Below are 17,191 nucleotides of genomic sequence, written 5' to 3' on the forward strand. Positions count from 1 at the left end.
ACTTTGTTTTAAAAATATTTTATGTTTGATGTTTATATAAAAAGGCCTATCCTATCGTTGGTAATTTCATTATTTATAACGTTACTAGGATTATTGGCCTTATTTACACTACCTGTTACCCAGTTTCCAGATATTGTACCTCCGTCGGTCGTTGTTACCGCAAATTACACAGGAGCAAATGCGGAAGTCAGTACCAATGCTGTTGCCATTCCGCTGGAACGTGCGATCAATGGTGTTGCAGGTATGACCTCGATGAATACCGTTTCCACTAACAATGGAACAACACTCATTCAAGTCGTTTTTAAAGTTGGAATTGATCCCGATATTGCCGCAGTTAATGTGCAGAATCGGGTAACAACAGTATTAGATGAGCTTCCCGAGGAAGTGACACGCGCAGGTGTTACCACAGAAAAAGAAGTAAACAGTATGTTGATGTATCTCAATCTGTATACTGAAGATGAAACTGCTGATGAACGTTTTATTTACAATTTTACAGATATCAATGTTTTAAAGGAATTGAAGCGTATTGAGGGCGTTGGTTTTGCACAGATTATGGGTATGCGAGATTACGCGATGCGTGTTTGGGTCAAACCTGATCGGTTAGCGGCTTACAACATCTCAACCGACGAACTAATTGCTTCCCTTCGTAAACAAAATATCGAAGCTGCCCCTGGTCAGACCGGTATCAGTTCGGATAAAATGGTCAATATGCAACAGTATGTACTTCGTTATCCGGGAAAATTCTCGGAACCGGAAGAATATGCCAATGTACCCATTCGAGCAAATGCAGATGGTTCTATTATCCGTATAAAAGACGTTGCTGAGATCGAATTCGGCTCATTAGATTACGAAATGGTTTCTAAAACTGACGGTAGACCTTCGGCTTCCATCATGTTAAAGCAATTGCCAGGATCCAATGCACAAGATGTCATCAAACGTGTTAAAGATAGAATGGCGGAATTACAAAAAGCCACATTCCCCGCAGGTATGAAATATACAATGGGTTATGATGTTTCCCGCTTTTTAGATGCATCGATATCCAGTGTTATCAAAACCCTGCTTGAAGCATTCTTATTGGTGTTTATTGTCGTATTTATATTCTTACAGAATTTTAGAGCGACATTGATCCCGATCTTAGCTGTTCCGGTGAGTTTGATCGGTTCACTATTCTGTATGCAGATGCTCGGATTCTCAATCAACTTATTGACACTATTTGCACTCGTATTAGCGATCGGAATTGTAATTGACAATGGTATTGTCGTCGTCGAGGCCGTATTTGCCAAAATGGAAGAAGAAAATCTTCCACCTATGGAAGCTACGCTAGCGGCAATGAAAGAAGTCGGAACTGCTGTAATTGCCATCACTTTGGTCATGTCTGCCGTATTTATACCCGTGGCCTTCCTTGATGGACCGGTTGGTATTTTTTATCGACAGTTTTCACTCACATTGGCCTCAGCTATTATTATCTCCGGTATCAATGCCCTGACATTAACACCTGCACTCTGTGCGATCATGTTAAAGAATCCGCACGATCAGAAAGAGAAAAATAATTGGATGACACGTTTCTTTAAAAAATTCAATCAAGCTTACGACAAATTAGCTGGAAAATACCGTGGATTTTTATCGAAAACCGTAAGTCGTCGCGGACTTACAGTGCTTGTTCTGGTATTATCTTTCGTAGCAACTTGGGGAACAAGTGCGATCCTACCATCCGGTTTTATTCCCACAGAAGATCAAGGTATGGTCTATGTCAGTGTCACAACACCTCCAGGAGCTACAGTTGATCGAACAGAGAAAGCGTTAGATGAAGTAGATCGTATATCAAGAAGTTTAGAGTCTGTAGAAACGGTATCAACTCTTGCCGGATATAGTATTTTGACAGAAGTATCAGGTTCATCCTACGGTATGGGAATGATCAATTTAAAAGCTTGGGAAGACCGTGCGCAGACAGTTGATGATGTGATGAATGAACTCAAAGAAAAAACAGCACATATCGCAGATGCACAGATCGAGTTCTTCCCTCCGCCTACCGTTCCCGGTTTTGGTAATGCCGCAGGTTTTGAGGTTCGTTTACTGGATAAAACAGGAACTGAAGATCTCAATAAAACGGCTGTTGTGTTGGAAGAATTCATGAATAAACTAAACGCCAGCGAAGCTATAGAAAGCGTTTCTTCAGGATTTGATGTTAACTTTCCGCAGTATATGTTGGAAATTGACTACGATTTAGCAGCCAAGAAAGGAATATCTGTGGATAATGCAATGAATACATTGCAAACACTTATGGGTAGCTTCTACGCCACCAATTTCATTCGTTATGGACAGATGTATAAAGTAATGGTGCAAGCAGACGCACATTATCGGAAACAGCCCGAAGATGTTTTAAATCTTTTTGTGAAAACCGATAATGGCGAAATGGTTCCTTACTCAGCCTTTATTACCATGAAACGCGTATTTGGACCTGAACAGATTACACGCTATAACATGTTTACAAGCGCCATGATCAATGGGCAGCCGGCATCTGGATTCAGTACCGGACAAGCAATTGAAACTATTCAAGAGATTGCGAAGAGCTTACCGCAAGGTTATAGTATTGAATGGTCAGGTATGACTAAAGAGCAGATTGCCTCTGGCGATCAGACTATTTACATTTTCGCCTTAGTACTATTGTTTGTTTACTTACTATTGGCGGCGCAGTATGAAAGTTTCTTCTTGCCCTTACCTGTTATCTTATGTATTCCCGCCGGTATGTTCGGAGCGTTTCTATTCTTAAAGTTATTGGGATTAGAAAACAACATTTATGCACAGGTGGCACTCGTCATGCTGATTGGGCTTTTAGGAAAAAATGCCATTTTGATTGTCGAATATGCAGTACTCAAAAACAAACAGGGCATGTCCATTGTGGAGGCCGCGATCGACGGTGCGATAGCACGTCTAAGACCAATTTTAATGACATCATTTGCCTTTGTGGCAGGACTTATTCCATTGATGTTCTCCTCTGGAGCAAGTGCTATCGGTAACAGAACAATTGGTACCGCTTCCGTTGGAGGTATGTTGATCGGAACCATAATCGGTGTTTTGATTATACCTGCACTTTATGTTCTCTGTTCAAAAAGAACAACAAAAGTTAAGAAGAAGAAATTAGCAACAGTAGTTTCTGTTGTGCTTGCTGTTATTTTAATATCGAGCTGTTCTGTTCCTAAAAAGCTGACACCGATGCAAGCGACAGCATTGCCCGAAAAATTTTCGCCGGCAAATGCGCAAACCGATAGTTCGATAGGTCAGATTTCTTGGAGAAAAGTATTTGAAGATAAAAAACTGATTGCCCTTGTGGATTCAGCATTACTGTATAACTATGATTTACAAATGGCGATAAAGCGTATTGAGATTGCTCAAGCAAGCTTCAAACAGAAAAAAGCTGCGCTATTTCCAAAAGTAAATGCTGAAGTTGGCGCAGGTTTGACAAAATATGGCTTTTATACCGAAGAAGGCATTGGTAACTACGATAGTAACTTTTCAGAAAACTTAAAATCAGACGAAAAGATTCCATCACCTGCTATTCCAGATTATTTTGTAGGACTGCGCAGTTCTTGGGAAATCGATGTATGGGGCAAATTAAAAAATCTGAGACAGTCATCGTACGAGAATTATCTAGCACAGCTTGAAGCAAAGCAATTGATTGCGACCGAATTGGTGACCAATATTGGTTCTGCATACTATCAGCTCATCAGTCTGGATAATCAGTTAGCAGTCTTTGAAAGAAATCTAAAACTGCAGGAAAAAGCCTTAGCTATTATTGAAGTACAAAAAGAAGCGGGTCGAGCGACCGAATTAGCTGTTCAGCAGTTTAAAGCTATTCTAGCAAACTCCAAGTCAGATCGTGCTAAGACGAAGCAAGAAATCAGTATTCTCGAAAATCACATCAATTTCCTTATTGGACGTGTGAATCAGCCTATTGAACGTACTGCAATTCAGCTGGAAGAAGTACACCTATTTGATAAATTGGCTTCTGGAGATCCCGCATTAATGCTTGCATTGAGACCAGATATCCGCGAAGCCTCTCATCAGATGGTTTCGGCCATGCATGAAGTTCATGCTGCGAAAGCAGCTTTTTTACCAGCAGTGGTCTTATCTCCTTTTATCGGCTTAAATTCATTTAGCTTCGATAAACTGATTGACATCAATAAATCGGCAACTTACGGTTTATTCGGTGGCATTACAGCTCCGATTTTTAATCAAAGAGAATTAAAGACGCAGTATGAGCAGTACAAAGGAAATTATGGTATTTCATTCTTGAATTACGAGAAGATTGTTTTACAGGCTTATAACGAAGTATCCAATGCCTTGCTGACAGAAGATCATATTATTGAACGCTTTCAGCACAAAAATGAACAAGTCGTTGCCTTAGAATCATCCGTAAATTCCGCTCATGATTTATTTCTGGCAGGCCGTATCAATTACTTAGAGATCATCACCAGTCAAAGAGAATCCCTTGCTGCTCAAATTGAGCAGGTCAATATTCTAGAAGAAAAGATCTTAAATCAATTAGTGTTATACAAAGCTTTAGGTGGAGGCTGGAAATAAGAATAAAAAAAAATGTTAATGATAAAAGGGTGGCCAATAAGACCACCCTTTTTCACGTTAATTAAAAAGTAATTGCTTAACTTTCTATCCCCCCTCGCCTGTTAGGCAACGCTTTCAATCATAACAGCCGCAACTGTTAAGTTAGTGCGCGGGTCAATGATAATGCCCCTGCCGGTTGCCTGGTGATCCTGGTAAAGATCAAACGAGATATCTTCAGCGGCCTTAATCTGTACACGGCCTATATCATTCAGAGCTATCCCTTCACCATACTTATATTCCTGGTTGTTGATATCAACTTTATGAATGATTTCATTTATTTTCACCTTTGTCGTTCTACCGAAATTCTGAAAAAGATAGATCTGATTCGTATCCAGAGCCTTGTTGTCAAACCAGCAGATATTCGCTTCAAAATTACGTTCCACTAAACCCGAATTTTGAGCCGTTACAATGGTATCACCACGGCTGATATCAACATGATCTGCAAGATGGACAATAACCGACTGGCCATCTTCCGCTTCCTGCAAATCTACTCCAGCTAGTTCTATACTTTTGATGCTACTTTTAATAGAAGAAGGTAAAATTAGCACATCATCTCCTACTTTTAGACCATGACCAACAACACGTCCAGCATATCCCCTGTAGTCATGTAACTCCTCGGTCTGTGGCCTTACCACCCATTGCACCGGTAAACGCCAAGCTTGCTGATCTGCCTCTTTAAATTCTATCGTCTCGAGATAAGACAATAAAGAAGGTCCCTCATACCAAGTCAAATGTTCCGAAGGATGCACAATATTGTCACCTTTTAGTGCAGAAACCGGCATAAAATCAACATCAGTCAATTTTAAACGTTCCGCTAAGGTCTGATAATCAGCTTTAATGTTTTCAAACACTTCCTGGCTATAATCCACCATATCCATTTTATTGATACACACTAAAACTTTTTTAAGTTCAAGTAGTTTTGCTAAAAAAGAATGACGTTTTGTTTGCTCAATAACTCCTTTACGCGCATCGACCAATATAATGATGAGATCAGAGTTAGAAGCCCCTGTTATCATATTGCGTGTGTACTGTATGTGTCCCGGTGCATCAGCAATGATAAATTTGCGGTGCTCTGTTTGAAAGTATTTATAAGCAACATCGATCGTAATTCCCTGTTCACGTTCAGCTTTCAATCCGTCGGTCAAAATTGCTAGATCCACAGTCCCATCATTATTTTTGCGGTTAGCCTTTTTTATCGCTTCAAGTTGATCGTCCAGTATCGAATCTGTATCATATAATAAACGGCCTATCAATGTGCTTTTACCATCATCAACAGAACCAGCCGTTATAAATTTTAAAATTTTCATTTTCTAGATTTTTGTATTAGTCACCAAACCTTATTGCATTGCTCCTTAGAAGTATCCCTGTTTTTTTCGGTCTTCCATTGCCGCTTCAGAAACTTTATCATCCATTCGGGCACCACGCTCACTTACTGTAGAGGCTTTTATTTCTGCAATGATATCATCTAAGGCAGTAGCCTGCGAGTCCACAGCTGCAGTACAGGTCATATCACCGACTGTTCTGAATCGAACTGATTTTGTTTCCACAACATCCTCTTCATCGATGTTTAAGAAAGACGCAGCTGCCATTAATTGGCCATTCCGGGTGATCACTTCACGCTCGTGACTGAAGTAAATACTTGGAAGTTTAATATTCTCCCGTTTGATGTAATTCCAAACATCCAGTTCCGTCCAGTTTGATATTGGAAATACGCGGACATTTTCGCCCTTATTGATTTTTCCGTTAAAGATATTCCATAATTCAGGACGTTGGCGCTTCGGATCCCACTGTCCAAATTCATCACGAACAGAGAATACACGCTCTTTAGCTCTTGCTTTCTCCTCATCACGACGTGCCCCGCCAATACAGGCGTCAAAACCATTTTCAGCAATTGTATCCAGTAAAGTCACCGTCTGTAAAGCATTTCTGCTGGCATTTTTTCCCTTTTGCTCAACAACTTTACCAGCATCGATACTATCTTGCACATGTCCTACGATCAGTTTTTCACCGATCTGTTCTACTAACCAATCGCGGTATGCAATGGTTTCCGGAAAATTGTGACCTGTATCAATATGCACCAGTGGAAAAGGAAATTTACCCGGTCTAAATGCTTTTAATGCCAAATGAACCAAAGTAATCGAATCTTTTCCACCAGAAAATAAGAGCGCAGGATTTTCAAATTGCCCGGCCACTTCACGTAATATATAGATTGATTCTGCTTCTAGTTGATCTAAATAATCCATTTAATCTTGCTTTATTTTGTTGTCACATGTAATCCACACTCTTTTTTACTCTGATCTTCCCACCACCATCGGCCGGCGCGAAAATCTTCACCCTCCTGAACAGCCCGGGTACAGGGCTCACATCCGATGCTCGGAAAACCCTTATCGTGCAGTATATTGTAAGGTATACGCTCGCTTTTAATATAATTGGTAACCATCTCAAAAGTCCAGTCAAATAGCGGATGAATTTTGATAATATCATTCCCCTCATCATACTCGATATACTCCATATCGTGACGATTCGCCGATTGCTCCGCTCTAATTCCTGTTATCCAAATTTTGGCACCTCGCAAAGCCCGCTGTAAAGGCTCTATTTTGCGTATGTAGCAACAAGATTTTCTATTTTCAACAGACTCATAAAATGAGTTCGGTCCCTTTTCAGAAACAAATTCCTGAACCTTTTCGGTATTCGGGTAGTACGTATCAATTTTTAGCGCATAGCGCTCAGCAGTTCTGCTCCATAACGAATAAGTCTCCTTAAAAAGTCTTCCCGTATCCAAAGTAAAAACCCTGATATTCACTTTGCTCTTTCCTATCCAATCTGTAATAATCTGATCTTCGATACCGAAAGATGTCGAAAATACAACCTGATCAGGATATTGTTCAGTAATAACCTGAAGCAGATCCGCTCCCTGTTTTCCTGATAAAAGTTCTTTAATTCCACTAATTTCCATCTCTCTCAACTAATGATTTTGTATGTTTATTCAGCGCCGTGACTTTTGACTGAAAATCACCTTTTAATTGATTCCGCAATTGGCTCATCAATTCCAATGTTTCATCAATCTCCTCAGGAAGCATTTCCTGTAAAAACTCCTTTACTCTTTTTGCAATTGTCGGGGATTTACCGTTCGTTGAAATCGCAATTTTCAAATTACCTTTTTTAACGATCGATCCCAGATAGAAGTCACATAGTTCCGGTTTATCTGCCGCATTTAGCAAAATATGTTTTGAACTCGCTAACGCTCTTATTTGATCATTAAGTTCATGATTGTTTGTTGCCAGCATCACGAGATGTTTTTCATCAAGATCCGATTCCACAAAATCACGCTCTTCAAAAACGATATGCTTATATTGCGTCATGATGATTTTAAATTCATGACATATTTTAGTCGCAATTACTGTTATATGCGCTTTATCATTATTCTGAATGATTGCTTGAAATTTCTCTAACCCGATCGGTCCACCTCCCACTAATAAAATGTGAATCTGATCTGGCTTGACAAAAATTGGAAATAGCGTATTCATTTAAACAGTTGCGTATTTTTCTATAATATGTTTAAAATTCGGATGCTTAGAAACAACTTCGCCCAAAACAATAATAGCCGGTACACCAATGCGTTTTTCCTGAGTTTCGTCCAGTATATCGTCAATCGTACCGATAATAATTTTTTCATTTGGCATAGAGCCATTTTGAATCAATGCAATAGGCAGATTTTCTTTACCATGCTGTTTGTATAATGCGACTATTTCTGTTAGCTTACCAAATCCCATCAGCACGACTACTGTTGCATTTGTTTTAACAGCTGCATACAAGTCCTCTGAGAGTTTCCCTTCAGTTGTAGAACCCGTGATCACCCAAAAACTTTCACTTATACCGCGGTAAGTTAAAGGAATCTTTTGCAGGCCCGTTAATCCGATACTAGAGGATATACCCGGAATAACCGCTGTTTCGATATCATATTGATTAATAAAATCAAGTTCTTCACCACCACGTCCAAATACAAATGGATCTCCGCCTTTTAATCGCACCACATGACCATGAGTCAGCGCATAATCGACCAGTAACTGGTTGATCTGATCCTGTGAAGTAGAAAGCTGTTCCGCTCTTTTCCCAACATATACCTTCGTGCAGTTCGCACTGGCAAAATCCAATAAACTCTCATCCACTAAAGCATCGTATAAAATTACATCCGCGGCCTTTATAGCTTTTATACCTTTTAAGCTGATCAATTCAGGATCACCAGGACCCGCTCCGACCAAAGTTACTTTTGGTTTAATATTCATCTTCTATCCTCCTCATTAATTAACTTTCACCGCATTTCTATACTCATACACAGCGTTAAAGAATGTATTTAAGCTCTCAAGGTAGTTTTCAGCAAACTCTGGAGTAGGCTCATTCTTATTTATTTGCAAAACCAGTTCTGGGAACGTAGTTTCTAATTCAAAAATATGTTGCTCCACAAATTGCGCTTGGAACTCCTGGATCACAGCATGCTGTGAACTCACATTAACACCTTTATCCAATAATAATGCTTTAGCACAGCCAATAAAAGTACTGTAGGCATGATAAATAGCATCCGCATACTTTTTCTCCTCAAGAGCAGAAACCGCCCAAGCTCTTTTTTCTTCAGCTTCAAAGATCAAAGTAGCAACAAGATCAATCATGACACCCGCACACTCACCCACACCGATCGCTGTTTCAAAAGTTTCCTGATGACCCCAATCAATATATTCATCATCAGATAGTGTTGTTAGATCAGCCAGAGGTTTCAATAAGGTGTAGAAATAGTTTTTGGTCTGACGGTCATAGTAAGCATGAAAGTTTTCACCTTCCTGAACATTCTTTTTATAATCCGTTAAAACCAGGTCAACCACGTGCAGCACTCTTTTGGTCGGTACTTTGATAATTCTTTCGGCCACTCGACCTACACCATCACCAACAGTACCACCACCGATCATGACCTGTGCAGCAGGAACGACTTTACCGTTTGCTTTTACAGAACTTCCATGAAAACCCAGATGCGCCAATCCATGCTGTCCGCAAGAGTTCATACAGCCTGAAATTTTGATCTTCAGTTCACGGTTGTAAACAAAATCGGCATAAAAATCACGAATGTACGACTCAATAACCCGTGCCATCTCTGTACTGTTTGAAATACCCAGATTACATGTATCCGTTCCTGGACAGGTGGTCACATCAGACGTGCTTTCAAATCCAGGAGAAGCCAACTCAAGCTTCGTCAATAATTTAAAAATATGAGGAAGCGTTTTCTCGGTAGCATACTTAAGCAACAATCCCTGATTCTGAGTGAAACGAATTTCATCGGCAACCAGACCTTCCAGTCCAGCAACCAAAACTCGCGCTTTTTCAGTTGGAAGATCGCCCGTAGATATTTTAGCAAATACACCATAAAAACCTTGCTGCTTTTGCTCAAAAGTATTTGTTGACTTCCAGATCAGGTAATCCGGATCTAAATCCAAAGATAAACTTTCCACGGCATCTGTATCCGGTGGAGTCGGTTGCGTGATTGTATCGCGGTTGATCTGAAAAGATTTTACATTATTAGCAACGCGTTCCTCAGCAATTAATCTTAACACTTCATCAATACCCAATTTTTGGATCAGGTATTTAAAGCGTGCTTTATTTCTATTATTACGCTCGCCATAGCGGTCAAATACACGTAAAGAAGACTCAACAAACGGAATCAACTGATCTTCATGTAAAAATTCATGTACCAAGTGCGCTAGAAAAGGTTGAGAACCCAATCCACCACCTAACAGAACTTTAAAACCACGTTCTTCTTTACCATCAATAAGTTGTATTTTAGGAATAAAGCCAAGATCATGGATATATGAAAAAGCAGTATCATCATCTGATGAAGAAAATGACATTTTAAATTTACGACCCATTTCCGCACAGATCGGGTTTCTTAAACAAAATTCGAAAACGGCCTGCGCATACGGAGAAACATCAAAAGGTTCTTTTGGATCTATTCCGGCTGTAGGTGATGCCGTTACGTTACGCACAGTATTACCACAGGCTTCACGTAAAGTAATATCATCCTCTGCCAATTTGGCCCATAACTCTGGTGTGCGATCTAGACTAACAAAGTGTATCTGAATATCCTGACGGGTCGTGATATGCAGATTGCGAATCGCATATTCATCCGATACATCAGATATTTTAATCACTTGTTTGAAAGTTGCTTTTCCAAAAGGTAATTTAATACGCACCATTTGCACTCCAGGTTGACGTTGACCGTAAACCCCTCTTGCAAGGCGCAATGAACGAAATTTTTCATCCGTAATTTTCCCTTCCTGAAAAAGTCTAATTTTCTTTTCTAAATCAATAATCTCTTGCTCAACCACAGGGTTTTCAAGCTCTGTACGGAAACTTTGCATATGCTGAAATTCTATTTATTGGTCTGTATTCTCTTCTATTTGGTTCAAAAGTAGAAAAAAAAACTATATAATCTATAAAATCTATTAAATTAATATATATTTGTCAAAAATATTATTGTAGACCAATCCTATAGAGATAGATAAAATGAAAAAAAACAACCGTAATATACTTATCTTAAGCTTATTGTTGTTACTTACGAATAACGCGTGTGCTCCTAAAATAGAGAATGGCTATACAAAAGAAAGAGGATTTGAAGGTAATATTTCCTTATCTGGAGCGTTTGCACTCTATCCTTTAGTAGTCTTATGGAGTGAAGAGTTTAAAAAGGAACATCCACATGTGCGCTTTAATATTTCAGCTGGCGGAGCAGGCAAAGGAATTGCAGATGCATTGACCGGCATGGTCGACATCGGACTTATTTCCCGCGATCTTCATCCGCAGGAAATAGCAAAAGGCGCCTTTCCTATCCATGTTGCTAAAGATGCTGTGATCTGTACCATTAATGCCGAAAATCCAAATTACACCCTACTTAAAGAACGTGGTCTGACCCATGCGGAACTCAAAAATATCTTTATCAATAAAAAATATAAAACCTGGAACGAGATAGACGCGCGATTTTCAAAAGATCCGGTGATCGTGTACACACGTGCTGATGCCGCCGGTGCCGCTGAAACTTGGGCCAATTTCTTTAAAAGTAAGCAGGAGGATTTAAAAGGCGTGGGAATCTTTGGTGATCCAGGAATTGCACAGGCAATTAAAGACGATAAAAATGCCATAGGATTTAACAACATCAATTACGTCTATGACTTAAAAACAAAAAAAGTTATGGATAAAATTGATGTCTTGCCAATCGATCTAAATGCAGATGGGCACATCAGTGAAAACGAAGATTTTTATAGTACCATAGATGATTTAACGGATGCTGTGAGTAACAACCATTACCCTAGCCCACCAGCCAGAGATCTTTCGTTTATCACAAAAGGGAAGCCTGATAATTTGCTCGTTAAAGAATTCATTTCATTTGTGCTAAAGAAAAAATCGCAGAGTTATTTATTGGAAAATGGATATGTGCCATTAACAGAGTCGTTAATTAATAAAGAACTGATTAAACTGTAATATGCTAAAAACAAGGTTATTAAAAAATGCAATCGCAAAACAGGTTAGTTTTGTTTTGTTGCTCATTTCACTTTCAGTTGTCATTATAATCGGTATCGGACTGACTTTTAAATCAGTACCCTTATTTGAATCTTTTAACATTCTTGAACTATTGACAAATCATGTGTGGGCACCTATGAAAGGAAGTTTTGGTTTCCTACCCTTTATTATGGGCACACTTAGTGTCACATTGGTTGCGCTATTGATTTCATGCCCACTTTGTATCTTAACCTCTATTTATTTAACAGAGTATGCGTCAGACACCTTGAAAAATGTCATATTACCGCTTATCAATGTTCTGGCAGCCATTCCTCCTGTGTTATACGGGGTTTGGGGTGTATTATTTATCGTACCTGCAATACAATCTTATATTGCGCCCATTTTTGCTGTTTCGACTTCGGGTTACACTGTTTTAGCTGGAGGAATCGTACTCGCAGTGATGATTTTCCCGATCATGATCAGCATTATGGTCGAGGTTTTAAAAACGGTACCGGCAGAACTTAAAGCAGCATCACTGTCTTTGGGCGCTACCAAATGGGAAACTGCCCAAAAAGTCATACTTAGAAGAGCAAAACCTGGTATAATAGCAGCAATTGTATTGGCGATCTCCAGAGCATTCGGCGAAACAATTGCAGTTTTGATGGTCTGTGGTAATGTTCCCAAAATACCGACATCCATATTTGATGCTGGTTATCCTATTCCCGCACTCATTGCAAACAATTTTGGGGAAATGATGTCAATTCCATTATACGATTCGGCACTGATGTTTTCAGCCTTACTCCTTTTCGTTATTATTTTCGGATTCAACCTCATTTCACGCATCATATTAAACAGATTGGAGGGCAAGCATAATGGATAATCTTAAAACAAGACTTTTTAAAGAGAAAGTTGCAAAAGGTTTCATGCATCTTTCCGGAATGTTGGTTACCGGTTCACTTTTTTTTATAATCGGCACCATCTTATATAAAGGTTTACCTTATTTATCTTGGGAAATGGTGAGTCAATTACCAAAGGGCGGCTTTTACATGGGTAAAGAAGGTGGTATTTTAAATGCCATATTAGGATCCCTATACCTTGCAGGTGTAGCAACTATATTGGCGACCTTAATCGGTGTGCCGATCGCCTTATACTTAAATATATATATCAAAACATCATCGAGACTAGCGCAGTACTCGAAATTAATGTTTGATATCCTATACGGAATTCCTTCTATCGTATATGGAGCTGTAGGATTTACCATTATGGTTTATTTTGGCATCCGCGCATCTCTTTTAGGTGGAATTATCACCATTACACTGCTAACGATACCCATTGTGGTGCGAACAGTCGATGAAATCATCAAAACAGTTCCCACAGACTTAAAACATGTTACTTTATCTTTAGGTGCGACCAAATGGGAAGTCGCAAAAGTTTTTATTTTACACATTAAACAAGGAATATTTACCGCAATCTTACTTGCATTTGGAAGATCTATCGGAGATGTTGCCGGAGTTTTGTTAACAACAGGATTTAGCGACAATTTACCCCGTTATATTGACGAACCCGCCGCAACATTGCCATTAGCGATCTTCTTCCAGTTGAGCAGTCCTATTCCAGAAGTTCAAGGCCGTGCTTACGCATCAGCACTTATCTTAACTTTTATTATTCTAATTATTGTCATATGCACGCACATCCTATCATCGAAACAGAACAAACACAAATTGTAAGACCGGCTATTCAACCGCATATTCAGATACAGGATTTGAATATTCATATTGACGGTCATCATATTTTGAAAAACATCAATCTGTCGTTGCCTAATAACAGCATTACCTCGATCATTGGTCCCTCTGGTTGTGGGAAAACGACATTACTGAAAACCTTAAACCGGCTTATTGATGATACGAAAGGAGTTCAGGTGTCAGGCTCTGTATTTGTCAATGGTGAAGATATATATGCCCCAAATGCCGAAGTAACACATATTCGAAAAAAAATGGGCTTACTTTCTCAAAAACCATTTCCGCTGCCGATGTCGATATATGACAATGTCGCTTATGGCCCTCGCATCCATGGGACAAGAGGAAAGAAGGAATTAAATGAAATCGTAGAAACACAGTTGAAGAATGTCGGACTTTGGGAAGAAGTGAAAGATCGGCTGGATCAATCCGCTACGCGGCTTTCCATTGGACAGCAGCAGCGCCTATGCCTGGCACGTGGGCTCGCTGTCAAGCCTGAGATTATATTAGGCGATGAATCGACCTCTGCACTAGATCCAATATCGACGCAGACGATCGAAAATCTACTTATTGAACTCAAGAAAGATTATACCATTGTATTGGTTACGCATATTCTGAGACAGGCACGCCGTGTTTCGGATTATATCATCTTTGTTTATGGCGGGGAAATTCTTGAATTTGGAAAAACAGAAGAAGTACTGTTAAATCCCAAACATGAAATTACACGTCAGTATGTAAAAGGCTTTATTTCATGATAATACGCTTTGCATGTAATTTTTAAATAAATTATTTATATTTTTATATAATATGAAACAATTAAATTTGTCTATGAAAAGTAAATTAGCCACAATCCTGATTAGTTCTTTCGCATTATATTCTTGTTCTAACGGTACTACAGGTGCTGAAACGAACAATAATACAGTAGATAGTATATATCCTCCTGTAGAAACGAATGCGGCAAATACAAAATATAAACCTGCCTTTGAAGGTCAGACTCGTATCGCTGCTGTAAAAACGACTACACCATTTGAAGGAGTTGTACTCAATACAACATTGAAGTCTCCTTGGGGAATTGCATCTTTAACGGACGGACGTTTACTCATTACCGAAAAAGAAGGAACCTTTAGAATAGCAACTGCTGACGGTAAAGTTTCTGAACCGATAACAGGTCTACCTAAAGTAGACACAGATGGTCAAGGTGGTTTATTAGGACTAACGATAGACCCTAATTTTGAAACAAACCGAATGATCTATTTTGTTTTTTCTGAGCCAAGTGCCGAAGGAAACCTAACAGCTGTCGGGAAAGGAAAATTAGCCGCAGATGAGAAGACAGTTGAAAATGTCGCAGTTATTTACCGCGCTACACCAAAGTACAAAGGTAAACTACATTATGGTGGGCGTATCCTATTTGATAAATCAGGCAATTTAATTGTAAGTACGGGTGAACGTTCAGATTTAGCCACCAGACCTCAGGCACAAGATCTAAAATCAGGATTAGGCAAGATTGTTAGAATAACAACAGATGGCACTCCAGCAGCGGGTAATCCGTTTGCAGGGAAAGCAGATGTAAGACCAGAAATTTACAGTTACGGGCATAGAAATGTTCAAGGGTTGGCACTTCATCCTGAAACGGGTGATTTATGGGAGACAGAATTTGGCCCTCGCGGTGGAGATGAATTGAACCGTATCGAGCCTGGCAAAAACTACGGCTGGCCAATCATTACTTACGGTTTAGAGTACAGTGGTGAAAAAATTGGAGAACCTATCCAACAAAAAGAAGGATTAGAGCAACCGGTTTATTACTGGGATCCCGTATTATCACCTAGCGGTATTACATTCTATACAGGAGATGCCATTCCTGAATGGAAAAACAATCTATTCATCAGTGGACTAAGCAGTACGCATATTGCCCGTCTCGTTATTAAGGATAATAAAGTCGTTGGTGAAGAGAGATTATTAGCAAAAGAAGGACAACGCTTCAGAGATATCACACAAGGTAAAGATGGAGCGCTTTATGCCATTACAGATCTAGGACGTCTTTATAAAATTGACAAAAAGAAATAACAATTTCGATTGTAAAAAACAGTTAAAGGTAACCAGAAAGGTTACCTTTTTTTATGTATGTGTATTAATAAAAAAGATGGTATGACAAAACACGTTCTAATCAGAATAGTCGCATTGATCATTCTTTTATTTATGGCCATTCCCATCGGTATGTCCCAGTTAGATCCAAATAGACGTTGCGGTACAGCCGATAGCTTAGCTATAATTTTTTATATGGGAATCTTTTTGCTCCTATGGATGATCTATTTAATAGTAGAATCTGTTTTCTTATACCGTAAAAACGAAATTCCAAAATTCAGATTCAATATCATTGCCGCTCTAATTATCCCTCTTTTTATATTGATCTCTTTTTTATTTAATTTACTTGATTAAGAGAGCAATTCCATACTGTATAAGTCAAAATCTTTCGCCCAGTAATCTTTTACAATCTGGTTTAAAACAAAGCCATTTTTCTGATAAAATAGATAAGTACGTTGCGAAGTACGGACAATGATGCGGTCGATCGTTTTCAGCTCTTTTAAAATTGCTATACGGTGTTCCAGCAACTTTTTGCCATATCCCTTACCCTGTTCTGCAGGAAGAACCATATCCCAACAGATTACAGCCCTATTCTCTTCCGGCTCAACGGTAATGCCACTGCATGCCACCACTCTATTGTCTACTTCAAGAACAAAAAACTGCTGCATCTCAAAATCCAGATAATACTTCAAATCCTCTTTTTCATCCTGAGCAAAGTAAGCTGGAATATTTTCTTGCATAATATTGAGTACGACATCCCGATCCCGTAGCTCGTAAGCCCTAATTAAAACCATATCGCCATTATTTTTGGAACAAAAATGAACATTGCTATAACCACAGAAACGATCGCTGCTGTTAATACTGCGGCAGCTGCTAGATCTTTCGCTTTTTTTACAAAATCATTCTTTTCCTGACAAACCAAATCCGCAAGATTTTCAATAGCGGAATTAATTATTTCAAGCGCAAAAACAGCACCAATACAGAGTAAGATGATCATCCATTCAATCGCGGCGATATCAAAGTAAATTCCAGCAACAATGGTCACAATAGTTGCCGCTACATGAATACGCGCATTATGTTCTTCTATCAACAGTATTTTGAAACCATTGAATGCATATGCAAAACTTTTTATTCGATCCTGTAGCGAGAATTGTTGATTTTTCATGTAATATATGCTGTAAAAGCAAAAGCCGTTTCTTAATATAATAAAGAAA

At 39.1% G+C, this 17,191-nt stretch carries 15 protein-coding genes; 7 read left to right on the plus strand and 8 right to left on the minus strand.

Going from position 1 to position 17,191, the window contains the following annotated elements; translation table 11 throughout:
• Positions 1 to 21 precede the first annotated feature (21 nt).
• Positions 22 to 4,581, plus strand: a complete 4,560-nt coding sequence (locus ACFS6I_RS09070) for an efflux RND transporter permease subunit (RefSeq protein WP_380919802.1) — start codon at positions 22 to 24, stop codon at positions 4,579 to 4,581.
• A gap of 101 nt (positions 4,582 to 4,682) precedes the next feature.
• Here the strand turns inward: ACFS6I_RS09070 and ACFS6I_RS09075 are convergent, their stop codons facing one another.
• The 6 genes from ACFS6I_RS09075 to ACFS6I_RS09100 are packed head-to-tail and all read right to left on the minus strand — an operon-like array spanning position 4,683 to position 11,024.
• Positions 4,683 to 5,927, minus strand: a complete 1,245-nt coding sequence (locus ACFS6I_RS09075; protein ID WP_165905833.1) for a sulfate adenylyltransferase subunit 1 — start codon at positions 5,925 to 5,927, stop codon at positions 4,683 to 4,685.
• Positions 5,928 to 5,972: 45 nt separating this feature from the next.
• Entirely contained in the window at positions 5,973 to 6,863 is an 891-nt protein-coding gene (gene cysD, locus ACFS6I_RS09080) for a sulfate adenylyltransferase subunit CysD (protein ID WP_132768218.1), read from the minus strand.
• Positions 6,864 to 6,874: 11 nt separating this feature from the next.
• Positions 6,875 to 7,576: a phosphoadenylyl-sulfate reductase gene (locus ACFS6I_RS09085; RefSeq protein WP_346582148.1), complete on the minus strand. Its 702-nt coding sequence runs from the start codon at positions 7,574 to 7,576 to the stop codon at positions 6,875 to 6,877.
• Positions 7,566 to 8,147, minus strand: coding sequence for a precorrin-2 dehydrogenase/sirohydrochlorin ferrochelatase family protein (locus ACFS6I_RS09090; RefSeq protein ID WP_346582149.1), 582 nt, complete (start codon positions 8,145 to 8,147; stop codon positions 7,566 to 7,568). Before ACFS6I_RS09090 ends, ACFS6I_RS09085 begins: the two co-directional genes overlap by 11 nt.
• Entirely contained in the window at positions 8,148 to 8,906 is a 759-nt protein-coding gene (cobA, locus tag ACFS6I_RS09095; protein WP_132768214.1) for a uroporphyrinogen-III C-methyltransferase, read from the minus strand.
• Between the two features lie 15 nt (positions 8,907 to 8,921).
• A complete protein-coding gene (locus tag ACFS6I_RS09100) occupies positions 8,922 to 11,024 on the minus strand; it encodes a HEPN domain-containing protein (RefSeq protein WP_346598217.1) in 2,103 nt (700 codons plus the stop codon).
• A 145-nt stretch (positions 11,025 to 11,169) separates the two neighbouring features.
• Here ACFS6I_RS09100 and ACFS6I_RS09105 point away from each other — a divergent pair, with 145 nt between their 5' ends.
• The 6 genes from ACFS6I_RS09105 (at position 11,170) to ACFS6I_RS09130 (ending at position 16,331) form a co-directional block, all read left to right on the plus strand.
• A complete protein-coding gene (locus ACFS6I_RS09105; protein WP_132768210.1) occupies positions 11,170 to 12,141 on the plus strand; it encodes a PstS family phosphate ABC transporter substrate-binding protein in 972 nt (323 codons plus the stop codon).
• A gap of 1 nt (position 12,142) precedes the next feature.
• Complete coding sequence (gene pstC / locus ACFS6I_RS09110; RefSeq protein WP_021188200.1) at positions 12,143 to 13,039, plus strand: phosphate ABC transporter permease subunit PstC; 897 nt, start codon at positions 12,143 to 12,145, stop codon at positions 13,037 to 13,039.
• Positions 13,032 to 13,886 carry a PstA family ABC transporter permease gene (locus tag ACFS6I_RS09115; protein ID WP_132768208.1) on the plus strand — a complete coding sequence of 285 codons (855 nt, stop codon included), beginning with the start codon at positions 13,032 to 13,034 and terminating at the stop codon, positions 13,884 to 13,886. Before pstC ends, ACFS6I_RS09115 begins: the two co-directional genes overlap by 8 nt.
• The gene (locus tag ACFS6I_RS09120) at positions 13,841 to 14,650 is read left to right on the plus strand and encodes a phosphate ABC transporter ATP-binding protein (RefSeq protein WP_132768206.1); all 810 of its coding nucleotides are present in this window, start codon (positions 13,841 to 13,843) and stop codon (positions 14,648 to 14,650) included. Before ACFS6I_RS09115 ends, ACFS6I_RS09120 begins: the two co-directional genes overlap by 46 nt.
• Positions 14,651 to 14,723: 73 nt before the next feature.
• Entirely contained in the window at positions 14,724 to 15,959 is a 1,236-nt protein-coding gene (locus ACFS6I_RS09125) for a PQQ-dependent sugar dehydrogenase (protein WP_380919808.1), read from the plus strand.
• Between the two features lie 81 nt (positions 15,960 to 16,040).
• A complete protein-coding gene (locus ACFS6I_RS09130; protein WP_380919810.1) occupies positions 16,041 to 16,331 on the plus strand; it encodes a hypothetical protein in 291 nt (96 codons plus the stop codon).
• Here the strand turns inward: ACFS6I_RS09130 and ACFS6I_RS09135 are convergent.
• Both ACFS6I_RS09135 and ACFS6I_RS09140 read right to left on the minus strand, forming a co-directional pair.
• Complete coding sequence (locus ACFS6I_RS09135) at positions 16,328 to 16,771, minus strand: GNAT family N-acetyltransferase (RefSeq protein WP_380919812.1); 444 nt, start codon at positions 16,769 to 16,771, stop codon at positions 16,328 to 16,330. The two genes, ACFS6I_RS09130 and ACFS6I_RS09135, sit on opposite strands and share 4 nt — an antisense overlap.
• A complete protein-coding gene (locus ACFS6I_RS09140) occupies positions 16,762 to 17,142 on the minus strand; it encodes a diacylglycerol kinase family protein (RefSeq protein ID WP_021188194.1) in 381 nt (126 codons plus the stop codon). The genes ACFS6I_RS09135 and ACFS6I_RS09140 overlap by 10 nt, the downstream gene beginning before the upstream one ends.
• Between the last annotated feature and the right edge of the window lie 49 nt (positions 17,143 to 17,191).

Source organism: Sphingobacterium anhuiense (assembly GCF_042686355.1).
Lineage (GTDB): Bacteria > Bacteroidota > Bacteroidia > Sphingobacteriales > Sphingobacteriaceae > Sphingobacterium > Sphingobacterium anhuiense.

Coding starts and splice junctions, on each gene's coding strand:
- ACFS6I_RS09140 (WP_021188194.1), bottom strand. CDS start 17,142: ATGAAAAATCAACAATTCTCGCTACAGGATCGAATAAAAAGTTTTGCA.
- ACFS6I_RS09130 (WP_380919810.1), top strand. CDS start 16,041: ATGACAAAACACGTTCTAATCAGAATAGTCGCATTGATCATTCTTTTA.
- cobA (WP_132768214.1), bottom strand. CDS start 8,906: ATGAATATTAAACCAAAAGTAACTTTGGTCGGAGCGGGTCCTGGTGAT.
- pstC (WP_021188200.1), top strand. CDS start 12,143: ATGCTAAAAACAAGGTTATTAAAAAATGCAATCGCAAAACAGGTTAGT.
- ACFS6I_RS09090 (WP_346582149.1), bottom strand. CDS start 8,147: ATGAATACGCTATTTCCAATTTTTGTCAAGCCAGATCAGATTCACATT.
- ACFS6I_RS09135 (WP_380919812.1), bottom strand. CDS start 16,771: ATGGTTTTAATTAGGGCTTACGAGCTACGGGATCGGGATGTCGTACTC.
- ACFS6I_RS09120 (WP_132768206.1), top strand. CDS start 13,841: ATGCACGCACATCCTATCATCGAAACAGAACAAACACAAATTGTAAGA.
- cysD (WP_132768218.1), bottom strand. CDS start 6,863: ATGGATTATTTAGATCAACTAGAAGCAGAATCAATCTATATATTACGT.
- ACFS6I_RS09115 (WP_132768208.1), top strand. CDS start 13,032: ATGGATAATCTTAAAACAAGACTTTTTAAAGAGAAAGTTGCAAAAGGT.
- ACFS6I_RS09075 (WP_165905833.1), bottom strand. CDS start 5,927: ATGAAAATTTTAAAATTTATAACGGCTGGTTCTGTTGATGATGGTAAA.
- ACFS6I_RS09085 (WP_346582148.1), bottom strand. CDS start 7,576: ATGGAAATTAGTGGAATTAAAGAACTTTTATCAGGAAAACAGGGAGCG.
- ACFS6I_RS09100 (WP_346598217.1), bottom strand. CDS start 11,024: ATGCAAAGTTTCCGTACAGAGCTTGAAAACCCTGTGGTTGAGCAAGAG.
- ACFS6I_RS09125 (WP_380919808.1), top strand. CDS start 14,724: ATGAAAAGTAAATTAGCCACAATCCTGATTAGTTCTTTCGCATTATAT.
- ACFS6I_RS09105 (WP_132768210.1), top strand. CDS start 11,170: ATGAAAAAAAACAACCGTAATATACTTATCTTAAGCTTATTGTTGTTA.
- ACFS6I_RS09070 (WP_380919802.1), top strand. CDS start 22: ATGTTTGATGTTTATATAAAAAGGCCTATCCTATCGTTGGTAATTTCA.